This window comes from Megamonas sp., from assembly GCF_986095205.1.
Window position 1 is genome coordinate 1 of the sequence record NZ_CFQVBI010000034.1, and the last position, 16,669, is coordinate 16,669.

Sequence of the window (16,669 nt, forward strand, 5' to 3'; positions counted from 1 at the left end):
AACAGGTACACAAGTAAATGCAACAAGTACAGAAGGTAGACAAGATGTAGATATCTTCCGTGCACAAATGGAATTTTATTTCTAATCATATAATTTATAAATCTAATATTTAAACAAAAAGGCTTATTACTTACAAATTGTTTAGTAATAAGCCTTTTTGTTTTGACAATTAAAATCATGATATTAGATTTTAAATTTAATAGATAGTGTCTTTAGTCATTTTTAATCAATAGAAATTAATTCATATTGAGGATTACCCATTTTTAAATCGCGCATAGCGCTTAATTGATGTAATCCATGACGAGATTCAATGCGTTCTACTAAATCTTGATTGTTTGGTTGAGCATATACTAAATCAATAGAGGCTTGGTCTATAGCAAGTAAGTCAGTTGAGACTAATATACCAATATCTGGGATTGTAGGTTCAGCAGCAGATAATCCAGCGCAATCACAATCAACAGACATTCTGCGTAAAACATTAATAAAAACGATATGTTTACCAAAATAATCAATAACAGCTTTTGCTGATTCTGCCATATTTTCCATTAGACGCTCTTTACTTGGCCATTGTCCCCAGTCAGCAGGTTGGTTATCAACTGAAACACCATGAACCATTGATTTACCAATTCTACCATCAGCACAACCAATAGCGATATTTTTCATGGAACCACCATAGCCACCCATAGCATGACCTTTGAAATGGGTTAATACAATCATAGAATCATAATTGACGATATTTTTTCCCATTGAAATTTCTTGAAAATGTTTGCCATTGCGTACAGGGAGCATAACAGTACCATTTTCATCCATGATATCTACAGGGCAAAAATCCCAACCATTAACTTTTAAGGTTTCTCGATGACTTTCGGTAGTATATCTATCACCTTTATATAAGGTATTTGTTTCAACTATATTGCTATTGGGAACATGTTGTTGAAAAACGCGAACCATATCTCTAGGTAAAATATTTGGACCATTTTTTTCGCCTGTATGAAGTTTTATAGCGGTTTTTCCATAAATACCTTCATTGATTAAGTTATATAATTTTAGCAGGCTATCTGTATTAATTTGAGAAGAAAAATATACTTTGGCTTTAGAGCCAATATAATTGTCATTATTGATTTTGGTACTAGCTATTACTGGCGATTGAGCAAAAGAATGAGAAATATTATCCGTTAAGCCATAAGTGGCTGCTCCAATAACTGCACCACCGGCTACTTTGAAAAAATCACGTCTAGAAAATTTTTTCATAAAAATCTCCTCCTGTAAATGATTTTATTATTATTTTAATCATACATCTTGGAGTTTACTTTAGGTCAAGAAAATAATTTTATAGTAATGATTTTAGATAGCTTTTAAACTGTATTTACCAAAACCTATTTGAATGCGATTTTCTTCATGTAAGATGTTTAAAATTTCACGGATTTTATTTTCAGAAACGGAGAATTTATGAGCTAAGGAGCGTCGACCAACAGGTTGGCGAAGTGTATTACAACGTTTGATTTCAGCAAAAATTTCTTCTTTTAAATCAATAATATCATTAGGAGTTTTAAAAATTTCAGATTTAATATCTTCTGGCAAATCACTGCTTTGAGGTGGTTCATTAGGGCAAATATTAGCTAGATATTCAACTACATTTTGAAGTTCACGAATATTTCCAGGCCATGAATAGTTTTGAAGACAAGTTTTTATATTAGAAAAATATAATTTGGCATCTAAAGATAAAGGTTTATATTTTTTATAAAAACTATATGCAAGTGGTAAAATATCTTCTTTGCGTTCACGCAGTGCAGGCATTTTTATAGGAAGTACATTTAAGCGATAATATAAATCTTCTCGCATCAATCCAGCTTTTATATGTTCTTTTAAATTGTGATTAGTGGCAACAATGACGCGAACATCAATAGGAATTACTTTTATACTACCTACACGACGAATTTGACGTTCCTGAAGTACACGTAATAATTTCACTTGGAATGGCAAAGGGGCATCACCAATTTCATCTAAAAATAATGTTCCTTTATGGGCTGCTTCAAATAAACCGGAAGAACCACCTTTTTTAGCACCTGTGAAAGAACCTTCTACATAACCAAATAATTCTGATTCTAAAAGTGTTTCTGAAAGTGCAGCAAAATTAATGGCAACAAAAGGTCCTGAACTGCGATTAGAAGCATTGTGAATACTTTGAGCTAATAATTCTTTACCCGTACCAGATTCACCTTGAATAAATACTGTGGAATCTGATTTTGCCATTTTTTGTGCGAGTGATAATACTTTTTGGAGTGCTGGACTTTTGCCAACGATATGAGAAAAATCATAACGTGCAATATTTTGTTCTTGGTATAAACGACGACGTACGGATTCTTCAAGGCGATGAATTTCGGATACATCTTTTAATACAAATAATTTGCCATTATCGCTGTTTTTAGCATAGAGGGGAATTTCTGATATTAAAAGTTCATGAGAAGGCAATTTTAATATACCTTCTTTTCGAGGATTATTTACTGTTTGGAAAAAAGTATCATCTAAGAAATTTTCACTATCTTGCCCAATTAATTTTGTCGCTTTTTGAGCAAAGATTTTTTCAGCAATAGGATTAAAAACAGATATTTTATTTTCTTTATTGATAGCTATTAATCCATCATGAACATTATTGATGACGGTTTTAAATCTTTCTTTCATTTTGCTACTATCTTTTAATAATTTGTTACCTGTTTTTATTAATTTAATAATATCTTGAATATATTTAGCTGATAAAATATTAGCGAATTTATCTAAAATATCAAAATGAGTGAGAATTTCAATGATAGAAGTGATATCAACTAAACGAGTTTTTATATCAATAATATGGTTTACAAATCCCGGAACATGTTCAGTTTCGCCAGGAGTAATAGCTATTTTTAATTTAGGATAATTGTCTATTCCAGGATAATAAGGATAATAGTTTATATGGTCTATGCCTAATGCTTGCAATAATAAAATAGTTTCTTCTGCACTATCTTTAGAATCATTAACTAATAATACATCACTATATTTAGGCAGTTTAAATAGTTTGCCAATTTCATGATAATTTATAGAGCGTCGTGCAATAATATAAGGTACATTTGCAGGGCGAAAATTAATTCTTTCAAATGCATATTCGCTGGAATAGAGGATTAAGTCAACTTCTAAATTTGTTGGTGGAGGCGAAGATGAATAATAATATTTAATATCTACTGAAGAATAAAGAATATTACATAATTGTTCGTAAATAGTATGAGCAGTATTATATCCTACAGAAATGATGACTAATTTTTTCATTTTATATTTATCTCCTAATGGGAATTTAATGGTAATTCATAATAATATACCCTATATTATCAAAATAAATGGTATTTATCAATTTATAAAAGGTTATGATTTTTAAGTGTTTCTTGGTTCTTATATGTACAAATGTTTACTTGGCATGGAAATTGCATAAATATATTAGTGAAACTTTATATACTGATAAGGGAGGTTTTATTATGAACCCATTTAGTAATTCTTTTGAAAAGAAATGGACTTTTATTTTTTTATTTATGTATGTGTTAATAATGTTGCCATTTCCTTGGTATTATGCCACTGAATACATTCCTTCATTTTGGGGAACTCCGTTATTCATCTTTGGATGGATTTTTCATGGTTTAGTAGTTATTATACTCATATTTTTATGGTGGCAAAGTTGTAAAAAACGACCAGAGTATAAAGAATTTGATGATGAGGAGTGATTTAAATGACACATTCATTAGATAATAATATTATTCCATTTTTAGCTGTTATTATTACTTATTTTGGTTTATTGACTTATATTGGTTATTATGCTACAAAGCAAACTCGAACTCTTAGAGATTATTTCACAATGAGTGGTAAGGCAGGAGCTTTGCTTAGTGGTCTTGCATATTTTTCAACTCAATATAGTATGAGTACATTTATGGGTGTGCCAGGCACTATTTATAAAGTAGGTTATGCTGGAATGTCTGTATCTGTGCCAGGTATTGCTTTTAGTATGGTTATTCCTGCTTTACTTGTTGGTAGAAGATTAATTCGTTTGGGTCATCGTTATCGTATGCTTACTATGGCAGATTACATATCTGATAGATATGAGTCCACTTTAATGCGTGCATTATTGGCTATTATTATGATTTTATTCTTAGTACCAATGATGGGAGCGCAAACAATTGGAGCTGGAATTATTTTTAAAACATATACTGGTGCTCCAGAATGGGTTGGTATTGTAGTCATGGGTATAACTGTTATACTTTATTGTATGGCAGGTGGTATTAGAAGTATTATGATTACAGATGTTATTCAGGGGATTTTAATGGTAGCAACAGCTGTAGTTACTTTCTTTGTATCTTTGCAATTAGGTGGAGGTATGGAAGTAATTAATCAGCATTTAGCAGATACTGATATAAGTTTATTATCTCATCCTGGACAAAATAATTCTATGCCATGGCAAAATTATGTTTCTATGATCATCATGTGGAGTTTCTTTACAATTGGACAGCCACATTTATTTACAAAATTTTTCACTATGAAAAATTACAATGTAATGTTTAAAGCAGTATTATTGGGAACTTTAGGTATGTGGTTTTCTGCTACACTTATTGAATGGTGTGGTGTAACGGGTAGAATGTCTTTCCCTAATCTCACAGGAACAGATACAGACTTTATCGTGCCTCTTATTTTACAAGCAGGCGTTCATCCTGTAATTTCTTCTTTGATGGTAGCTGGTATTTTCTCTGCAGGTATGTCAACTGTAAGTGGTGTATTAATTACTTCCACAAGTGCTGTAACTCGTGATTTATATCAAAAAATATTCAATAAAGAAGCTACAGATAAAGATGCATTTATCATGTCTCGTTATGTAACAGTTGGTTTAGGAGTATTAGCTATTTGTATTGGTATTTATAAACCATCTTCAATTTTCCAATTAGTTTTATTTTCTTTTGGTGGTTTAGGTATTTGGGCAGCTCCAATTTTAGCCGGTCTTTATTGGAAACGTGCAACAAAAGTTGGTGCATTTGCGTCTGTAATCGTTGGTGAAATTGTATATATTTTATTGACAACTACTTTTACATCTTTAACATTTGGTTTCAATCCATTAATCGTGGCGTGGATTATTGCTATGGTGGTATTGATTGTAGTGAGCTTGTGTACAAAACCTGCATCAGCAGAAACAATTAGACGTCATTTTGATGATTTAGAAAAATGTTAATTTGATTTTAATGAATAAAGAAGGTATTAATTATGTATTTAGCACATTTAAATTGGCAACAAGCCAAAAGAGCTTTCGCAAAAGATGATTTAGTAGCAATTATTCCTATTGGAAGTACAGAACAACATGGCCCTGTAGGTCCTTTGGGAACAGACTTTTTAATTCCTGATTATTTTGCTAAACAAATAGAAAAACGCACAGAAGTTTTGATTGTGCCTACAGTTCCTTTTGGTATAGCTACACATCATGTGGAATTTTCGGGAACTATTGATATTGGTTTTGATGGCTTATATGCTGTTATTAAAGGTATTGTAGATGGTTTAAGTCGTCATGGCGTGAAAAAATTTGTATTTTTAAATGGTCATGGTGGTAATACTCCTGCTTTGGATAAAGTAGCATTAGAAGCTAATAAAAAAGGTTGTCTTTGCGCTCAGATTGATTGGTGGTCACTTGCTCCAATGCTCAATCCTGCATGGAAAGGCGGTCATGGTGACGGACAAGAAGTTTCTATGATTATGGCTATTGATGAAGGTTTAATAAGTAAAGATGATTTAATGGAAACAAAGGTAAATCATTTATCGGATAAATTAAAAAATATACATTTAAATGCAGTTGATTTTAAAGGTGCAACTATAAAAGTAATTCGCAGTGTAGATAAAGTGGTAAATAGTGGTGGCTATGGCGGAAGTGATTCTTATAGTGCAAATAAACAATGGGGTGAAGATATGAAAGTAGCTTTGCTTGATTATATTGTCGATTTTGTAAATGAATTTAAATCTGTAAAACTATAATTAGATAGGATAATTATTATGTTTAAACGCAGAGATTATTTTAAAGAAGATAGACAAAAACCATGGTCAATAAAAGATGAACCTGTTACTTGCGAAGCTTTAGCTGACACAGAAGCAAGAACATATCCAGATATGTTTGAGGCATATAAAAATTTTGCACAGACATATAATTTATCAAGGGATAGTTTTATCTTAACTAACGGCTGTGAAAATGCAGTGAGAATTATTTTTGAAGCACTTCGACCTAAATATGCTTATATTGAAAATCCTTCATGGGGTTTGGTAGAAGTATTGGCTAATGGTTTATTATATCCTCGACCTGAGGAAACACCTAAAGAAAAGCGAATTTTTCTAGTGGACTATGAGTTTAAAAATGAAAAATTTGTTTTAGGGGATTATCCTTTAAAATTACCACAAGAAAATTCTTTGTTTTATATTACTGATAAATATAATAATGTTTTTGAGCATGAAGTACTTCAAGATAGAAATGAATATGCTAAATATACTATTGTTGATGAAACTTATTCAGCTAAAATGTTGAGAAATAGTAATAGAGAAATACCTGAAAATGTTTTTGTAATTGGTTCATATTCTAAGTTTTGTGGTGCGGGAATACGTTTAGGTTATATTTTATATAATCCTAAATGGAATAACTTAATGCAATTACTAAGAGAAGAATGTATTTCTAAATTAGCAGAAAAATATACAAGTATACACATGCCAGAAATAAATTTACCAGAATTTGATGGTGATTTTGTTTGTAAGTCTAATAATTATGTCGTAGTAAAAGCTGATAGTTATACAGGTGATAAACGAAGAATTAATCGAGAGTTTGAGGTTTCAGGCATAAAATTTTATAAATTAGGATTATCCTTAAAATGATTTTAATGGGAATTTTATATTTTAAGTTTTATAAAATTCCCATTAAGTTTTTATAATAAAACACAAAAGTACTTTTATATTAGATTGTTGTATCTATTAAATTGTTGGCACGGAACTTGCATATAATAAAATAGTGAAATATTTTATTAGGGAGAGATACAAATGGATAAACAGAAAAATAATGATGTAAAAATCTCTGTGCCATGGTATGGTTATGTAGTTTTTGTGTTGGCAATTTTATTATTTTCAGGGATTTTTTCTTCGTCTGATGGAGTTTTACGTGCTTTAGATTTCAATGTATTGAATGGTAGTTTTGGACAGATACCAACTGATAAGGCTATGAGCTTTAGAGGTGCTGGCGGTAGCGGTGCTAAAGATGGCTTTTTATTTGCTTTAGAACTTATTCCTGCTGTTATTTTAGCTTTAGGAATTGTAAATGTAATTGATGGTTTGGGTGGATTGAAGGCTGCTCAAAAATTAATGAACCCATTATTAAAACCTTTACTTGGTGTACCAGGTGTTTCTGCACTTGCAAATATTGCTAATATGCAAAGTACAGATGCTGCTGCTGGTATGGTTAAAGAATTAGTTGATGAAGGAAAATTAACAGATAAAGAACGCTCTGTTATTATCACTTATCAAACAAGTGGTAGTGCTTTTGTAACAAATTACTTTTCTTCTGGTGCTGCTGCTTTTAGTATTTTACTTGCACCAATTATCGTACCTTTACTTGTGATTTTTGTATTTAAAATTGTGGGTGCAAATTTAATGCGTTTATATTTTAAATTTATTGGACAATAAGTGAGGTAAGATAAATGAGCGACAATAAAGTAGAAGTTATTCAGAAAAAAACAATTTTGGATTTATTCATTGATGGTGCTAGAAAAGGTTTTACTATTGGTACTACTAGTTTGTTACCAAATGTAATGATGGCATTTGTAATTATTCGTATTTTAGATGTTACAGGTCTTTTACAATTAATTGGCGTTGTATTTCAGCCAGTAATGGGGCTTTGGGGTCTTCCTGGTGAAGCAGCAACAGTCTTAATCACTGCTTTAATGAGTATGGGTGGCGGTGTAGGTGTAGCAATGAGCTTATATACTGCTGGTTCTTTAGATGCTATGCAAGTAACAGTGCTTTTACCTGCTATTTATTTGATGGGTAATCCTGTACAAAATGTGGGTCGTTGTTTAGGTATTGCTGGTGTAAGTACTAAACATTATCCTGCAATTATTTTAATTTGTGTAATTAATGCATTATTATCTATTTGGGCAATGCATTTTATTATGTTATTTTTACAATAAAAGAAGGTTGATTATATGAATACAAAAAAAACATTTTTCACATTATTAAAAAATGCACATGTAATTGCTCCAGAAGATTTAGGAGTTAAAGATATTTTAGTAGCTGGCGAAAAAATCGCTATGATAGGTGAAGGTCTTTCTTTACCAGCAGTATATGATTGCGAAGTAGTTGATTGTGAAGGTAATTATGTAGTACCAGGTTTTATTGACTCTCATGTACATTTAATCGGTGGTGGCGGTGAAGGTGGCTATGCTACTAGAACACCTGAAATCCAATTAACAGATATCACAACTTCTGGTGTAACTACAGTACTTGGTCTTTTAGGTACAGATGGTGTAACTCGTCATGTAGCTAGTCTACTTGCCAAAGCTCGTGGTCTTGAAGATGAAGGCATTACAGCATATATTTATTCTGGTTCTTATGAAATTCCAACACCAACAATTACAGGTAGTGTACGCAATGATATTATTTTGATTGATAAAGTAATTGGTACTGGTGAAATTGCTATGTGCGATCATCGTTCTTCTCAATCTCCAAAAGAAGCTTATCAGCAAATTACAGCAGAAGCTCGTGTTGGCGGTATGCTCAGCGGTAAAGCTGGTGTAGTTAATATGCATTTAGGCGATGGCGAAGATGGTTTAAAAATGCTTTATGAAATCACTAAAAATGGTGAAATTCCTAAGACACAAATTATTCCAACTCATGTAAACCGCAATAAACGTTTGTTTAAAGAAGCTATTGAATGGGCAAAACAAGGCGGTATTATGGACGTAACTTCTAGTGTTAGTCCAGAGTCCGGTTCTAGCCATTCTGTAAAATCCAGTGAAGCTGTAAAACAAGCATTAGAAGCTGGTGTTAATATTGAAAATATTACTATGAGTTCTGATGGTAATGGTAGTATGCCAATTTTTGATGAAGCTGGAAATAATATTGGCGTTGGTGTAGCAAGCCAGATTTCTATTTTAAATGAATTTAGAGATATGGTACAAAAAGAAAATATTGCGATTACAGATGCTATAAAAATTATTACAAGCAATATTGCTAAATTTACTAAATTATATCCAAGAAAAGGTTGCTTAGCTAATAATAGTGATGCAGATATTTTAGTATTAGATAAAGATTTACAATTACAACATGTGTGGGCAAGAGGCACTCATATGGTAGAAAATGGTAAACCTATTGTATTTGGTACTTTTGAAAAAAGATAATAGAAGATATGCAATAAAAAGTGGTAGAAAAAATCTACCACTTTTTTATTTATTAATATATTTAAACATAATAAATTGATTTTGTTATGTATTTGATAGATAATAGATATAAATATGAATAAAGAGGTGAATGCTGGAAACAGCGAATTTATGTTAAAAGCAGTTATTTTTGATTTTGATGGTACAATAGGAGACACTTTAAAATTAGTTATTGAGTCAATCAGAGAAGCAGTAAGTCCTTTTATGGATAGAGAATTATCTGATGATGAAATAGCAGATACATTTGGACCTATAGAAGAAGGTAGCATTTTAAAATTTGTAGATGAAAAAGACTATGAAGAAGCTTGCAAACGATTATATGATGCTTATGCAAGATTACATAGAGAAATAACACCAAAACCATTTGCAGGTGTTGTGGATTTAATAAAATATTTAAAAAGTAAAAATCTCATTGTAATTTTGGCTACAGGTAAAGGTGCAAAAACTTGTGAAATATCTTTAAAGCAGTATCAAATGGAAAATCTTTTTGATAAAGTAAAAACTGGCTCTATAAAAGGTGGTATAAAACCACAAATGATGCAAGAAGTTATAGATGAATATAAATTATCAGCAGATGAAGTGATTTATATTGGTGATGCACCAACTGATATTGATGCAGCTAGACAAGTTGGTGTAAAAATAGCTTCTGTATTGTATGGAACAAGAATAGAAGAAGAAGCTGTAAAAGCTAAAAATCCAGATGTAATTTGTTATTCTATTGAAGATGTTAAAAAGTATTTAACTAGTTTGATTTAAGAGAAAAATAAATATTATTATTTTGTTATAATTTCATTAGAAATGGGCTATTTTGTTGTATAAATTATCTTTTTGTGGTATTTTTAATACTAGCTGTAAGAATATATACAGCCTTTCTCATTTATTTAGATATATATTGAATGAGAAAGGATTTTTTTATTGCTGAAGATGGGAGGTACTATTATGGAAAAAGATATTACAAAAAAAATAAAACCATTTATAATTTATAGTGTTCCTATAATTCTACTTATAGCTGTTGTAGCTATTTTTGGTGTATATAAATGGAACCAGGGACAAGGAATTATTAATATTAATGATGCAAAACTCACAAGTTCTAAAGTTATGGTTGTAGCTCAAAATGATGGAACATTGACAGAGCTTCTGGTAAATGATGGTGATAAGGTAGAAGCAGGTCAAGTTATTGCCAAAATGAAAGTAGTTGTAACACCTGAACAAATTGAAGCTTTGCAAAAGGCATATGATGAAGCAAAAGTAAATTATGATAATTTAGAGCAACAAGTAAAAGCTTCTATGGTAGTAAGCCAGCCAGTAGTTACAAGTTCTTCAACAGGAAATGTAGCAGCAGCTCAAGCTAGATTAGATGCAGCGGCAGCAAATAAACAGAAGATGGATAAATTATATTCTATAGGTGCTGTAAGTGCGACACAATATGCGGAAGCACAATCAGAATATGCAGCAGCACAAAGTGCTTTAGCAGCAGCAAGCACACCACAAGTTGTAGAACAACAAGCAAGTGTTTCTTCTGCTCCATCTAAAGAATTATCAGAAGCATTAGCTACAGCTCAAATTCAATTAAATCAAGCAAAAGCAGCTTTAGACCAAGCTCAATCTGATGATAATTTTGCAGATATTACAGCTCCAGTTAGTGGTATTATATATTTAACTGATTTTAAACAAGGTGATGAATTAAAACAAGGCGATGTATTCATCAATGTGGGTAATACTAAAAATTTATGGGTAGAAGCACCACTTACAGAAGAACAATATGCTAAAGTACATCAAGGTCAATTTGTGCATTATTCTGTTGATGATATGGATTTAACAGGTACTGTCTTAGAGGTAACACATCAAGATAGTGAAGATGAAGAAAATAAAAATTTAGTTACAGCAGCAAAAATTTCTTTCCCTGATGAATTAAAAGATAAAGTTTTACCTGGTGCTGATGTAACAGTTCAAATAACAATAGATAGATAGTAGTTTATGAAATAGAAACAACAATGGACGGTGAAAACTTTGCTGTTAAAGCGATTAGAAGCGTATGGATTTAAATCATTTGCAGATAAATTAGAAGTAGAATTTGATGAGGGAATAACAGCAATTGTAGGACCTAATGGAAGTGGTAAGAGTAATATTACAGATGCCATTCGTTGGGTTTTAGGGGAACAAAATGTGCGCAATTTACGTGGAAATAAGGCAGAAGATATTATTTTCACAGGTAGCTCCACAAGAAGACCTCTTGGTGCAGCGGAAGTTTCCGTTACTTTTGATAATAGTGATGGTAAATTACCTATAGATTTTCAGGAAGTAATGATTACAAGACGCATATTTCGTTCCGGCGAAAGTGAATTTTTAATCAATAAGACAAAGTGTCGTTTAAAGGATATTTATAATTTATTTGCCGATACAGGACTGGGTAAAAATTCTATAAGTGTTATTAGTCAGAATAAAGTAGATGAAGTTTTAAATACAAAGCCAGAAGAGCGAAGATATTTTTTTGAAGAATGCGCGGGAATTACTAAATATCGTGAACGAAAACGAGAAGCTGTGCGCAAATTAGATAATACACAGGCAAATGTTGTACGTTTAAATGATATTGTAAGTGAGATTGAAAAGCAGTTAGAACCTTTAAAAGAACAAGCTGATAAAACTAGACGATATAATGTCATTGATAAAGAATATAAAGATTGTAGACTCACGCAGATTTTGTATAAATATGAAAATCTTTCAGATGAAAATAATAAATTGGATTTAGAGATAAAAGGTTATGAACAAGAAAGAGCTTCATTAGAGGCTACAGTTTCTGTTTCTGAAAGTGAAAAAATCGCAAAAAAAAGTGAGATAAATAAATTAGAACAGAAAATAAAATTGCTTGGTGAAAATAATCAAAAAATCCATGAAGAAATAGAACGCAGTCGCAATCAAGCCACTTTATTACAAGAGCGTATACGACAGAGTTGTCAGTCTCAACAGCGTTTAGAGGAAAGACAAAATCAGACAAAAGAAGAATTAAAAATATCTTTAGCTGATGGAGAAGAACTGAAAAGAAAAGCTCAAATTGCTAATAGTACTGCAGATAAATTGGAACTTGCCCTGCAAGAAGAAAATTCAAGTGTACAAAAAGTAGAAAATGATATTAAAGCGAAAGAAGAAGAAATCAAATTAAAGCAAGAGCAAGATAATGAAAAGCGCAAGCAGATAGAAGAACAAAATAAGGTATTGTTATTGTTAAAGCGAGATATGTCTGATATAGATGTAAATATTGAAAATCAGCATAGTGCGCATAAAAATGCAATTAATGAAAAAATAGAAAAAAATACAGCTAAGGAATTATTACAGGTAGAGATTGATAATATCAATAAAAAGGTACAGGCTAAACAAGAAAGTATTAATTCTCAACAAAGTAATTTAGATGAACTTATAAAAGTTTGCAAAGAGGCTACAGAATTTATCAATGAAACTCGCCAAAATGTGCGTATGGCAGAAGAAAAAGTAAAATTTTTCCAAGAAATGCAAGCATCATATGAAGGTTTTGGCAAGGCTGTAAAAAGAGTTTTAAAAGCGGATAAATCATGGCAAAAAGGTATTTGTGGTGCTGTAGCTGAATTGATAAAGGTAGAAGATCCTTTTATTACAGCTATTGAAGTAGCTCTTGGCTCTGCTATGCAAAATGTAGTTACTAAAGATACTGATACTGCAAAATCAGCAATTAATTATTTGAAAGAAAATAAATTTGGTCGTGTAACTTTTATGCCACTGACTACTGTTCAGCCACATAAAAATAAACGCACTGAAATTGAACCGGGTAAACATGGTTTTATCGCTTATGCAGATGAACTTGTAAATATTGATGAAGAATATAAAGTGATAACTCAATCTTTATTAGGTAGAATTTTAGTAGTTGATGATGTGGATAATGCTTTAAAGTTGGCGAAGTTGTATGATTATCGTTTGCGTATCGTAACTTTAGAAGGTGAATTATTGCAACCTGGTGGTGCTATTGCTGGTGGTAGTAGCCAAAGCAAGGAAGCAGGTTATTTACATCGTAAAGGTGAGTTATTAGAATTAAAAGATTATCTAGCTAGTGAACGTAAAGTATTGCGTGATGCGAAAAATAAATATGAAGATGATGAAGCAAAACGCGTGGCTTTGGCAGAAAATATCAATCGTTTGCAAAAAGATTGGCAAGAGTTGTCTTTATTATTAGCACAGAAAAAAGTAGAATTTAAACAATTAGAAAATTGGTTTGTAAATCAAGAAGATATCTTAAAAGCTATAGATAATCGTATATCTGCTTTAATTGTGAAAAAAACGGCTATTGAGGCAGATATTGAAAAACAAACAGCGAAAATTGCTCAAATGGAAGCTCAAGTTGATGAAAAACAAAATCTTTATGAAGATATTTATAATGAAATTGAAGTATTGAAACATGATTTAAAAATTCGTCAACAAAAGGTAATGCAAAAACAAATTAGCTGTACAGAGGCAAGACAAGAAGTTATTCGCTATAATGATAAATTGAATTTGTTGACAGGACAGGCAGAAAGATTTAAGGCATTTTTAGCTGATAGTGATAAAGAAATGGCTGGATTACAAAAAGTCATTGATGATAGTTTAGCTGAATTAAAACAATTAGAAGAATCTGTAGCTAATTTGGAAAAGTTAAAAACTGATGGTAAAGAAGAATACGATACTTTATATAAAAGACAATTAGGTATGCGAAGTGAATTGTCTGATATGGACGAAGAACGAGCTAAAATTGCAAGTAAAGTAGGCGTTATCAAGGATAAAATTCATAAATGTGAAGTAAGTGTAGCTAAATTAGAAACTGAAATTAAGCAGTGCTTACAAAGTATGCAAGAAGAATATGAATTGACTCCACAAGAAGCTTTAAATCATCGTTTAGAACTTGATGAAAATGAGCTGAAATCTAAATTAAAGAAATTAGATAAAGAATTAAAAGAAATTGGCCCTGTAAATCCAAATGCTATCAACGAATATGAAACATTAAATGAACGTTATAGCTTTATGAGTAAACAAATTGAAGATTTAGTCAAAGCTAAAGAAGATTTAACAAAAATCATTGAGCAGATTGATAAAACAATGTCTACACAATTTGGCTTGGCTTTTGATAAAATAAAAGTATATTTTAATGATATTTTTAAACGTTTGTTTGGTGGTGGCAATGCAAAATTAATTTTAACAAATAAAGAAGATATCTTAAGTTCAGGTATTGAAATTGAAGTAGAACCACCAGATAAAAAACCACAGAGTCTAGCTGTATTATCAGGTGGGGAAAGAACGCTTACAGTTATAGCGTTACTGTTTGCATTTTTCACTTATAATCCTGCACCATTTAGCGTATTAGATGAAATTGATGCTCCATTAGATGAAGCAAATGTCAAACGTTTCGCGAAGTTTTTAAAAGATTATGCCAAACGCACTCAATTTATTTTAGTAACACATCGTAAGGGAACAATGGAGTCTGCTGATGTTATGTATGGTGTAACTATTGAAGATGCTGGTGTATCTAAGTTGATATCTGTTCGTTTAGAAGATTTTGAGGAAAGAGGTTAAAAGATGGGATTTTTTAGTAAATTAAAAGAAGGTCTTACAAAAACACGTAAATCTTTAACAGAGAAAATTGAAAAAGTAATTATTGGTTATGCTGATATTGATGATGATTTATTAGATGAATTAGAAGATGCTTTAATCCAAGCTGATGTAGGGGTAAAAACTTCTTTACAATTAATGGACGATGTTCGTGCTGGTATTAAGAAAAAACAGATTAACTCTCCTGAAGATTTAAAACCATTCTTGATTAAACGTATTACAGAAATGTTAAATGAAGGTTCTGATGAAACAAATATTGCTAAATCTGGGCCTACAGTAATTTTAGTAATTGGTGTAAATGGTGTAGGTAAAACTACAACTATTGGTAAATTGGGTAGATATTATAAAGAACAAGGCAAAAATGTCATGTTTGCAGCAGCAGATACTTTCCGTGCAGCAGCTATTGACCAATTAGAAATTTGGGGTAAAAGAGTAAATGTTCCTGTAATTAAACATGAAGAAGGTTCCGATCCAGCGGCAGTAGTATTTGATGCTGTAAAAGCTGCTATCGCAAGAAAAGTGGATATACTCATCATTGATACAGCAGGACGTTTGCATAATAAAGCTAATTTAATGACAGAATTAAATAAAATTCAAAGAGTTATTAAACGTGAAATAGCAGAAGCTCCACATGAAACATTATTAGTATTAGATGCTACAACAGGACAAAATGCAATTAGCCAAGCTGAATTATTCACAAAATCAGCTCCTATTTCTGGATTGGTATTGACTAAATTAGATGGCACTGCTAAAGGCGGTGTAGTAATTGGCTTAAAATCTGAACTTAGTATGCCAGTAAAATGGATTGGTGTCGGTGAAGGTATGGACGATTTACGACCATTTGTAGCTAATGACTTTGCAGCGGCTTTGTTTAATCAAAAAGTAGAAGAATAATATAATTAAATAATTGTCTATTTGATGATAATAAAAATAATAAAAAGAGGATAAGTATAAAACTTATCCTCTTTGTTTTTAGTAGATTGTTTTGTCTGTTTTTTGTGCAAAGTTATCAAAGGATTTTATAGTGATATCTCTACCAAATTGTTCTAAATCTAAAACGGAGATATCTTGGCATTTTCCTTCAATATAGTTGTAGATGAAATCATCTCTAAAACCAATTTTATCAGCATCTTTAGCTGTGTTTCCATAATAAACTTTTTTGATGTTTGCCCAAATAGTAGCAGAAAGGCACATTGGACATGGATAGCAAGATGTATAGAGTTCACAACCTGTTAAATCATGAGTACCTAAATTTTGACAAGCATCACGAATAGCTTCAACTTCAGCATGACAAGTTGGATCATGTTTTATAAGTACACGATTATGACCACGACCTACGATTTTGCCATCTTTTACAATAACTGCACCGAAAGGGCCACCTTCATTAGTTGTTAAATTACTATCAGCTTCTTGAGTTGCAATAAGCATAAATTCTTCTTTAGTCATAAAAAATCTCCTATTCATAATAAAATATATAGGAAAAAATAATGTTTTTATTTTTTGCCTATATAAATATAAAGTGATGTACTCCCACCACTTTCGCTATCGCTTAGAAGTGGGGGCTTCTTGTTCGATACAACTTTTGTTGTAAGCATAAGCAA

General features: G+C 31.4%; 14 protein-coding genes. 11 read left to right on the forward strand and 3 right to left on the reverse strand.

Annotated elements, in window-relative coordinates; translation table 11 throughout:
• Window positions 1-222 precede the first annotated feature (222 nt).
• Together AC5LAX_RS04355 and AC5LAX_RS04360 are read right to left on the reverse strand one after the other, a co-directional pair.
• Window positions 223-1,251 carry a DUF362 domain-containing protein gene (locus AC5LAX_RS04355; protein WP_288909220.1) on the reverse strand — a complete coding sequence of 343 codons (1,029 nt, stop codon included), beginning with the start codon at window positions 1,249-1,251 and terminating at the stop codon, window positions 223-225.
• A gap of 93 nt (window positions 1,252-1,344) precedes the next feature.
• A complete protein-coding gene (locus tag AC5LAX_RS04360) occupies window positions 1,345-3,300 on the reverse strand; it encodes a sigma-54 interaction domain-containing protein (RefSeq protein WP_204922693.1) in 1,956 nt (651 codons plus the stop codon).
• Window positions 3,301-3,503: 203 nt separating this feature from the next.
• Between AC5LAX_RS04360 and AC5LAX_RS04365 the strand changes: the two genes are divergently transcribed.
• From AC5LAX_RS04365 to ftsY, 11 genes are all read left to right on the forward strand, one after another.
• Window positions 3,504-3,746: a hypothetical protein gene (locus AC5LAX_RS04365; RefSeq protein ID WP_019000142.1), complete on the forward strand. Its 243-nt coding sequence runs from the start codon at window positions 3,504-3,506 to the stop codon at window positions 3,744-3,746.
• A gap of 5 nt (window positions 3,747-3,751) precedes the next feature.
• Window positions 3,752-5,236 (forward strand): sodium:solute symporter family protein, encoded by a 1,485-nt coding sequence (locus AC5LAX_RS04370; protein ID WP_167624431.1) that lies wholly within the window; start codon window positions 3,752-3,754, stop codon window positions 5,234-5,236.
• Window positions 5,237-5,268: 32 nt separating this feature from the next.
• Complete coding sequence (locus tag AC5LAX_RS04375) at window positions 5,269-6,027, forward strand: creatininase family protein (protein ID WP_288909222.1); 759 nt, start codon at window positions 5,269-5,271, stop codon at window positions 6,025-6,027.
• An 18-nt stretch (window positions 6,028-6,045) separates the two neighbouring features.
• Complete coding sequence (locus tag AC5LAX_RS04380) at window positions 6,046-6,909, forward strand: PLP-dependent aminotransferase family protein (RefSeq protein WP_288909224.1); 864 nt, start codon at window positions 6,046-6,048, stop codon at window positions 6,907-6,909.
• Between the two features lie 162 nt (window positions 6,910-7,071).
• Complete coding sequence (locus AC5LAX_RS04385; RefSeq protein ID WP_008537700.1) at window positions 7,072-7,710, forward strand: nucleoside recognition domain-containing protein; 639 nt, start codon at window positions 7,072-7,074, stop codon at window positions 7,708-7,710.
• 14 nt (window positions 7,711-7,724) lie between these two features.
• Complete coding sequence (locus AC5LAX_RS04390) at window positions 7,725-8,213, forward strand: YjiG family protein (RefSeq protein ID WP_008537701.1); 489 nt, start codon at window positions 7,725-7,727, stop codon at window positions 8,211-8,213.
• A gap of 15 nt (window positions 8,214-8,228) precedes the next feature.
• Window positions 8,229-9,422 carry a beta-aspartyl-peptidase gene (gene iadA, locus AC5LAX_RS04395; RefSeq protein WP_115151727.1) on the forward strand — a complete coding sequence of 398 codons (1,194 nt, stop codon included), beginning with the start codon at window positions 8,229-8,231 and terminating at the stop codon, window positions 9,420-9,422.
• A 114-nt stretch (window positions 9,423-9,536) separates the two neighbouring features.
• Window positions 9,537-10,217, forward strand: coding sequence for an HAD family hydrolase (locus AC5LAX_RS04400; protein WP_288909225.1), 681 nt, complete (start codon window positions 9,537-9,539; stop codon window positions 10,215-10,217).
• Between the two features lie 183 nt (window positions 10,218-10,400).
• Window positions 10,401-11,432, forward strand: coding sequence for an HlyD family secretion protein (locus tag AC5LAX_RS04405; RefSeq protein WP_117464352.1), 1,032 nt, complete (start codon window positions 10,401-10,403; stop codon window positions 11,430-11,432).
• Between the two features lie 39 nt (window positions 11,433-11,471).
• A complete protein-coding gene (smc, locus tag AC5LAX_RS04410; RefSeq protein ID WP_493263643.1) occupies window positions 11,472-15,032 on the forward strand; it encodes a chromosome segregation protein SMC in 3,561 nt (1,186 codons plus the stop codon).
• A gap of 3 nt (window positions 15,033-15,035) precedes the next feature.
• Window positions 15,036-15,962, forward strand: a complete 927-nt coding sequence (gene ftsY / locus AC5LAX_RS04415; RefSeq protein WP_115151726.1) for a signal recognition particle-docking protein FtsY — start codon at window positions 15,036-15,038, stop codon at window positions 15,960-15,962.
• 78 nt (window positions 15,963-16,040) lie between these two features.
• On the opposite strand, the gene AC5LAX_RS04420 is transcribed toward ftsY, so the two are convergent.
• Complete coding sequence (locus AC5LAX_RS04420; protein WP_008537708.1) at window positions 16,041-16,514, reverse strand: nucleoside deaminase; 474 nt, start codon at window positions 16,512-16,514, stop codon at window positions 16,041-16,043.
• Window positions 16,515-16,669: the final 155 nt, after the last annotated feature.

Coding starts and splice junctions, on each gene's coding strand:
- AC5LAX_RS04355 (WP_288909220.1), bottom strand. CDS start 1,251: ATGAAAAAATTTTCTAGACGTGATTTTTTCAAAGTAGCCGGTGGTGCA.
- AC5LAX_RS04360 (WP_204922693.1), bottom strand. CDS start 3,300: ATGAAAAAATTAGTCATCATTTCTGTAGGATATAATACTGCTCATACT.
- AC5LAX_RS04365 (WP_019000142.1), top strand. CDS start 3,504: ATGAACCCATTTAGTAATTCTTTTGAAAAGAAATGGACTTTTATTTTT.
- AC5LAX_RS04370 (WP_167624431.1), top strand. CDS start 3,752: ATGACACATTCATTAGATAATAATATTATTCCATTTTTAGCTGTTATT.
- AC5LAX_RS04375 (WP_288909222.1), top strand. CDS start 5,269: ATGTATTTAGCACATTTAAATTGGCAACAAGCCAAAAGAGCTTTCGCA.
- AC5LAX_RS04380 (WP_288909224.1), top strand. CDS start 6,046: ATGTTTAAACGCAGAGATTATTTTAAAGAAGATAGACAAAAACCATGG.
- AC5LAX_RS04385 (WP_008537700.1), top strand. CDS start 7,072: ATGGATAAACAGAAAAATAATGATGTAAAAATCTCTGTGCCATGGTAT.
- AC5LAX_RS04390 (WP_008537701.1), top strand. CDS start 7,725: ATGAGCGACAATAAAGTAGAAGTTATTCAGAAAAAAACAATTTTGGAT.
- iadA (WP_115151727.1), top strand. CDS start 8,229: ATGAATACAAAAAAAACATTTTTCACATTATTAAAAAATGCACATGTA.
- AC5LAX_RS04400 (WP_288909225.1), top strand. CDS start 9,537: ATGAATAAAGAGGTGAATGCTGGAAACAGCGAATTTATGTTAAAAGCA.
- AC5LAX_RS04405 (WP_117464352.1), top strand. CDS start 10,401: ATGGAAAAAGATATTACAAAAAAAATAAAACCATTTATAATTTATAGT.
- ftsY (WP_115151726.1), top strand. CDS start 15,036: ATGGGATTTTTTAGTAAATTAAAAGAAGGTCTTACAAAAACACGTAAA.
- AC5LAX_RS04420 (WP_008537708.1), bottom strand. CDS start 16,514: ATGACTAAAGAAGAATTTATGCTTATTGCAACTCAAGAAGCTGATAGT.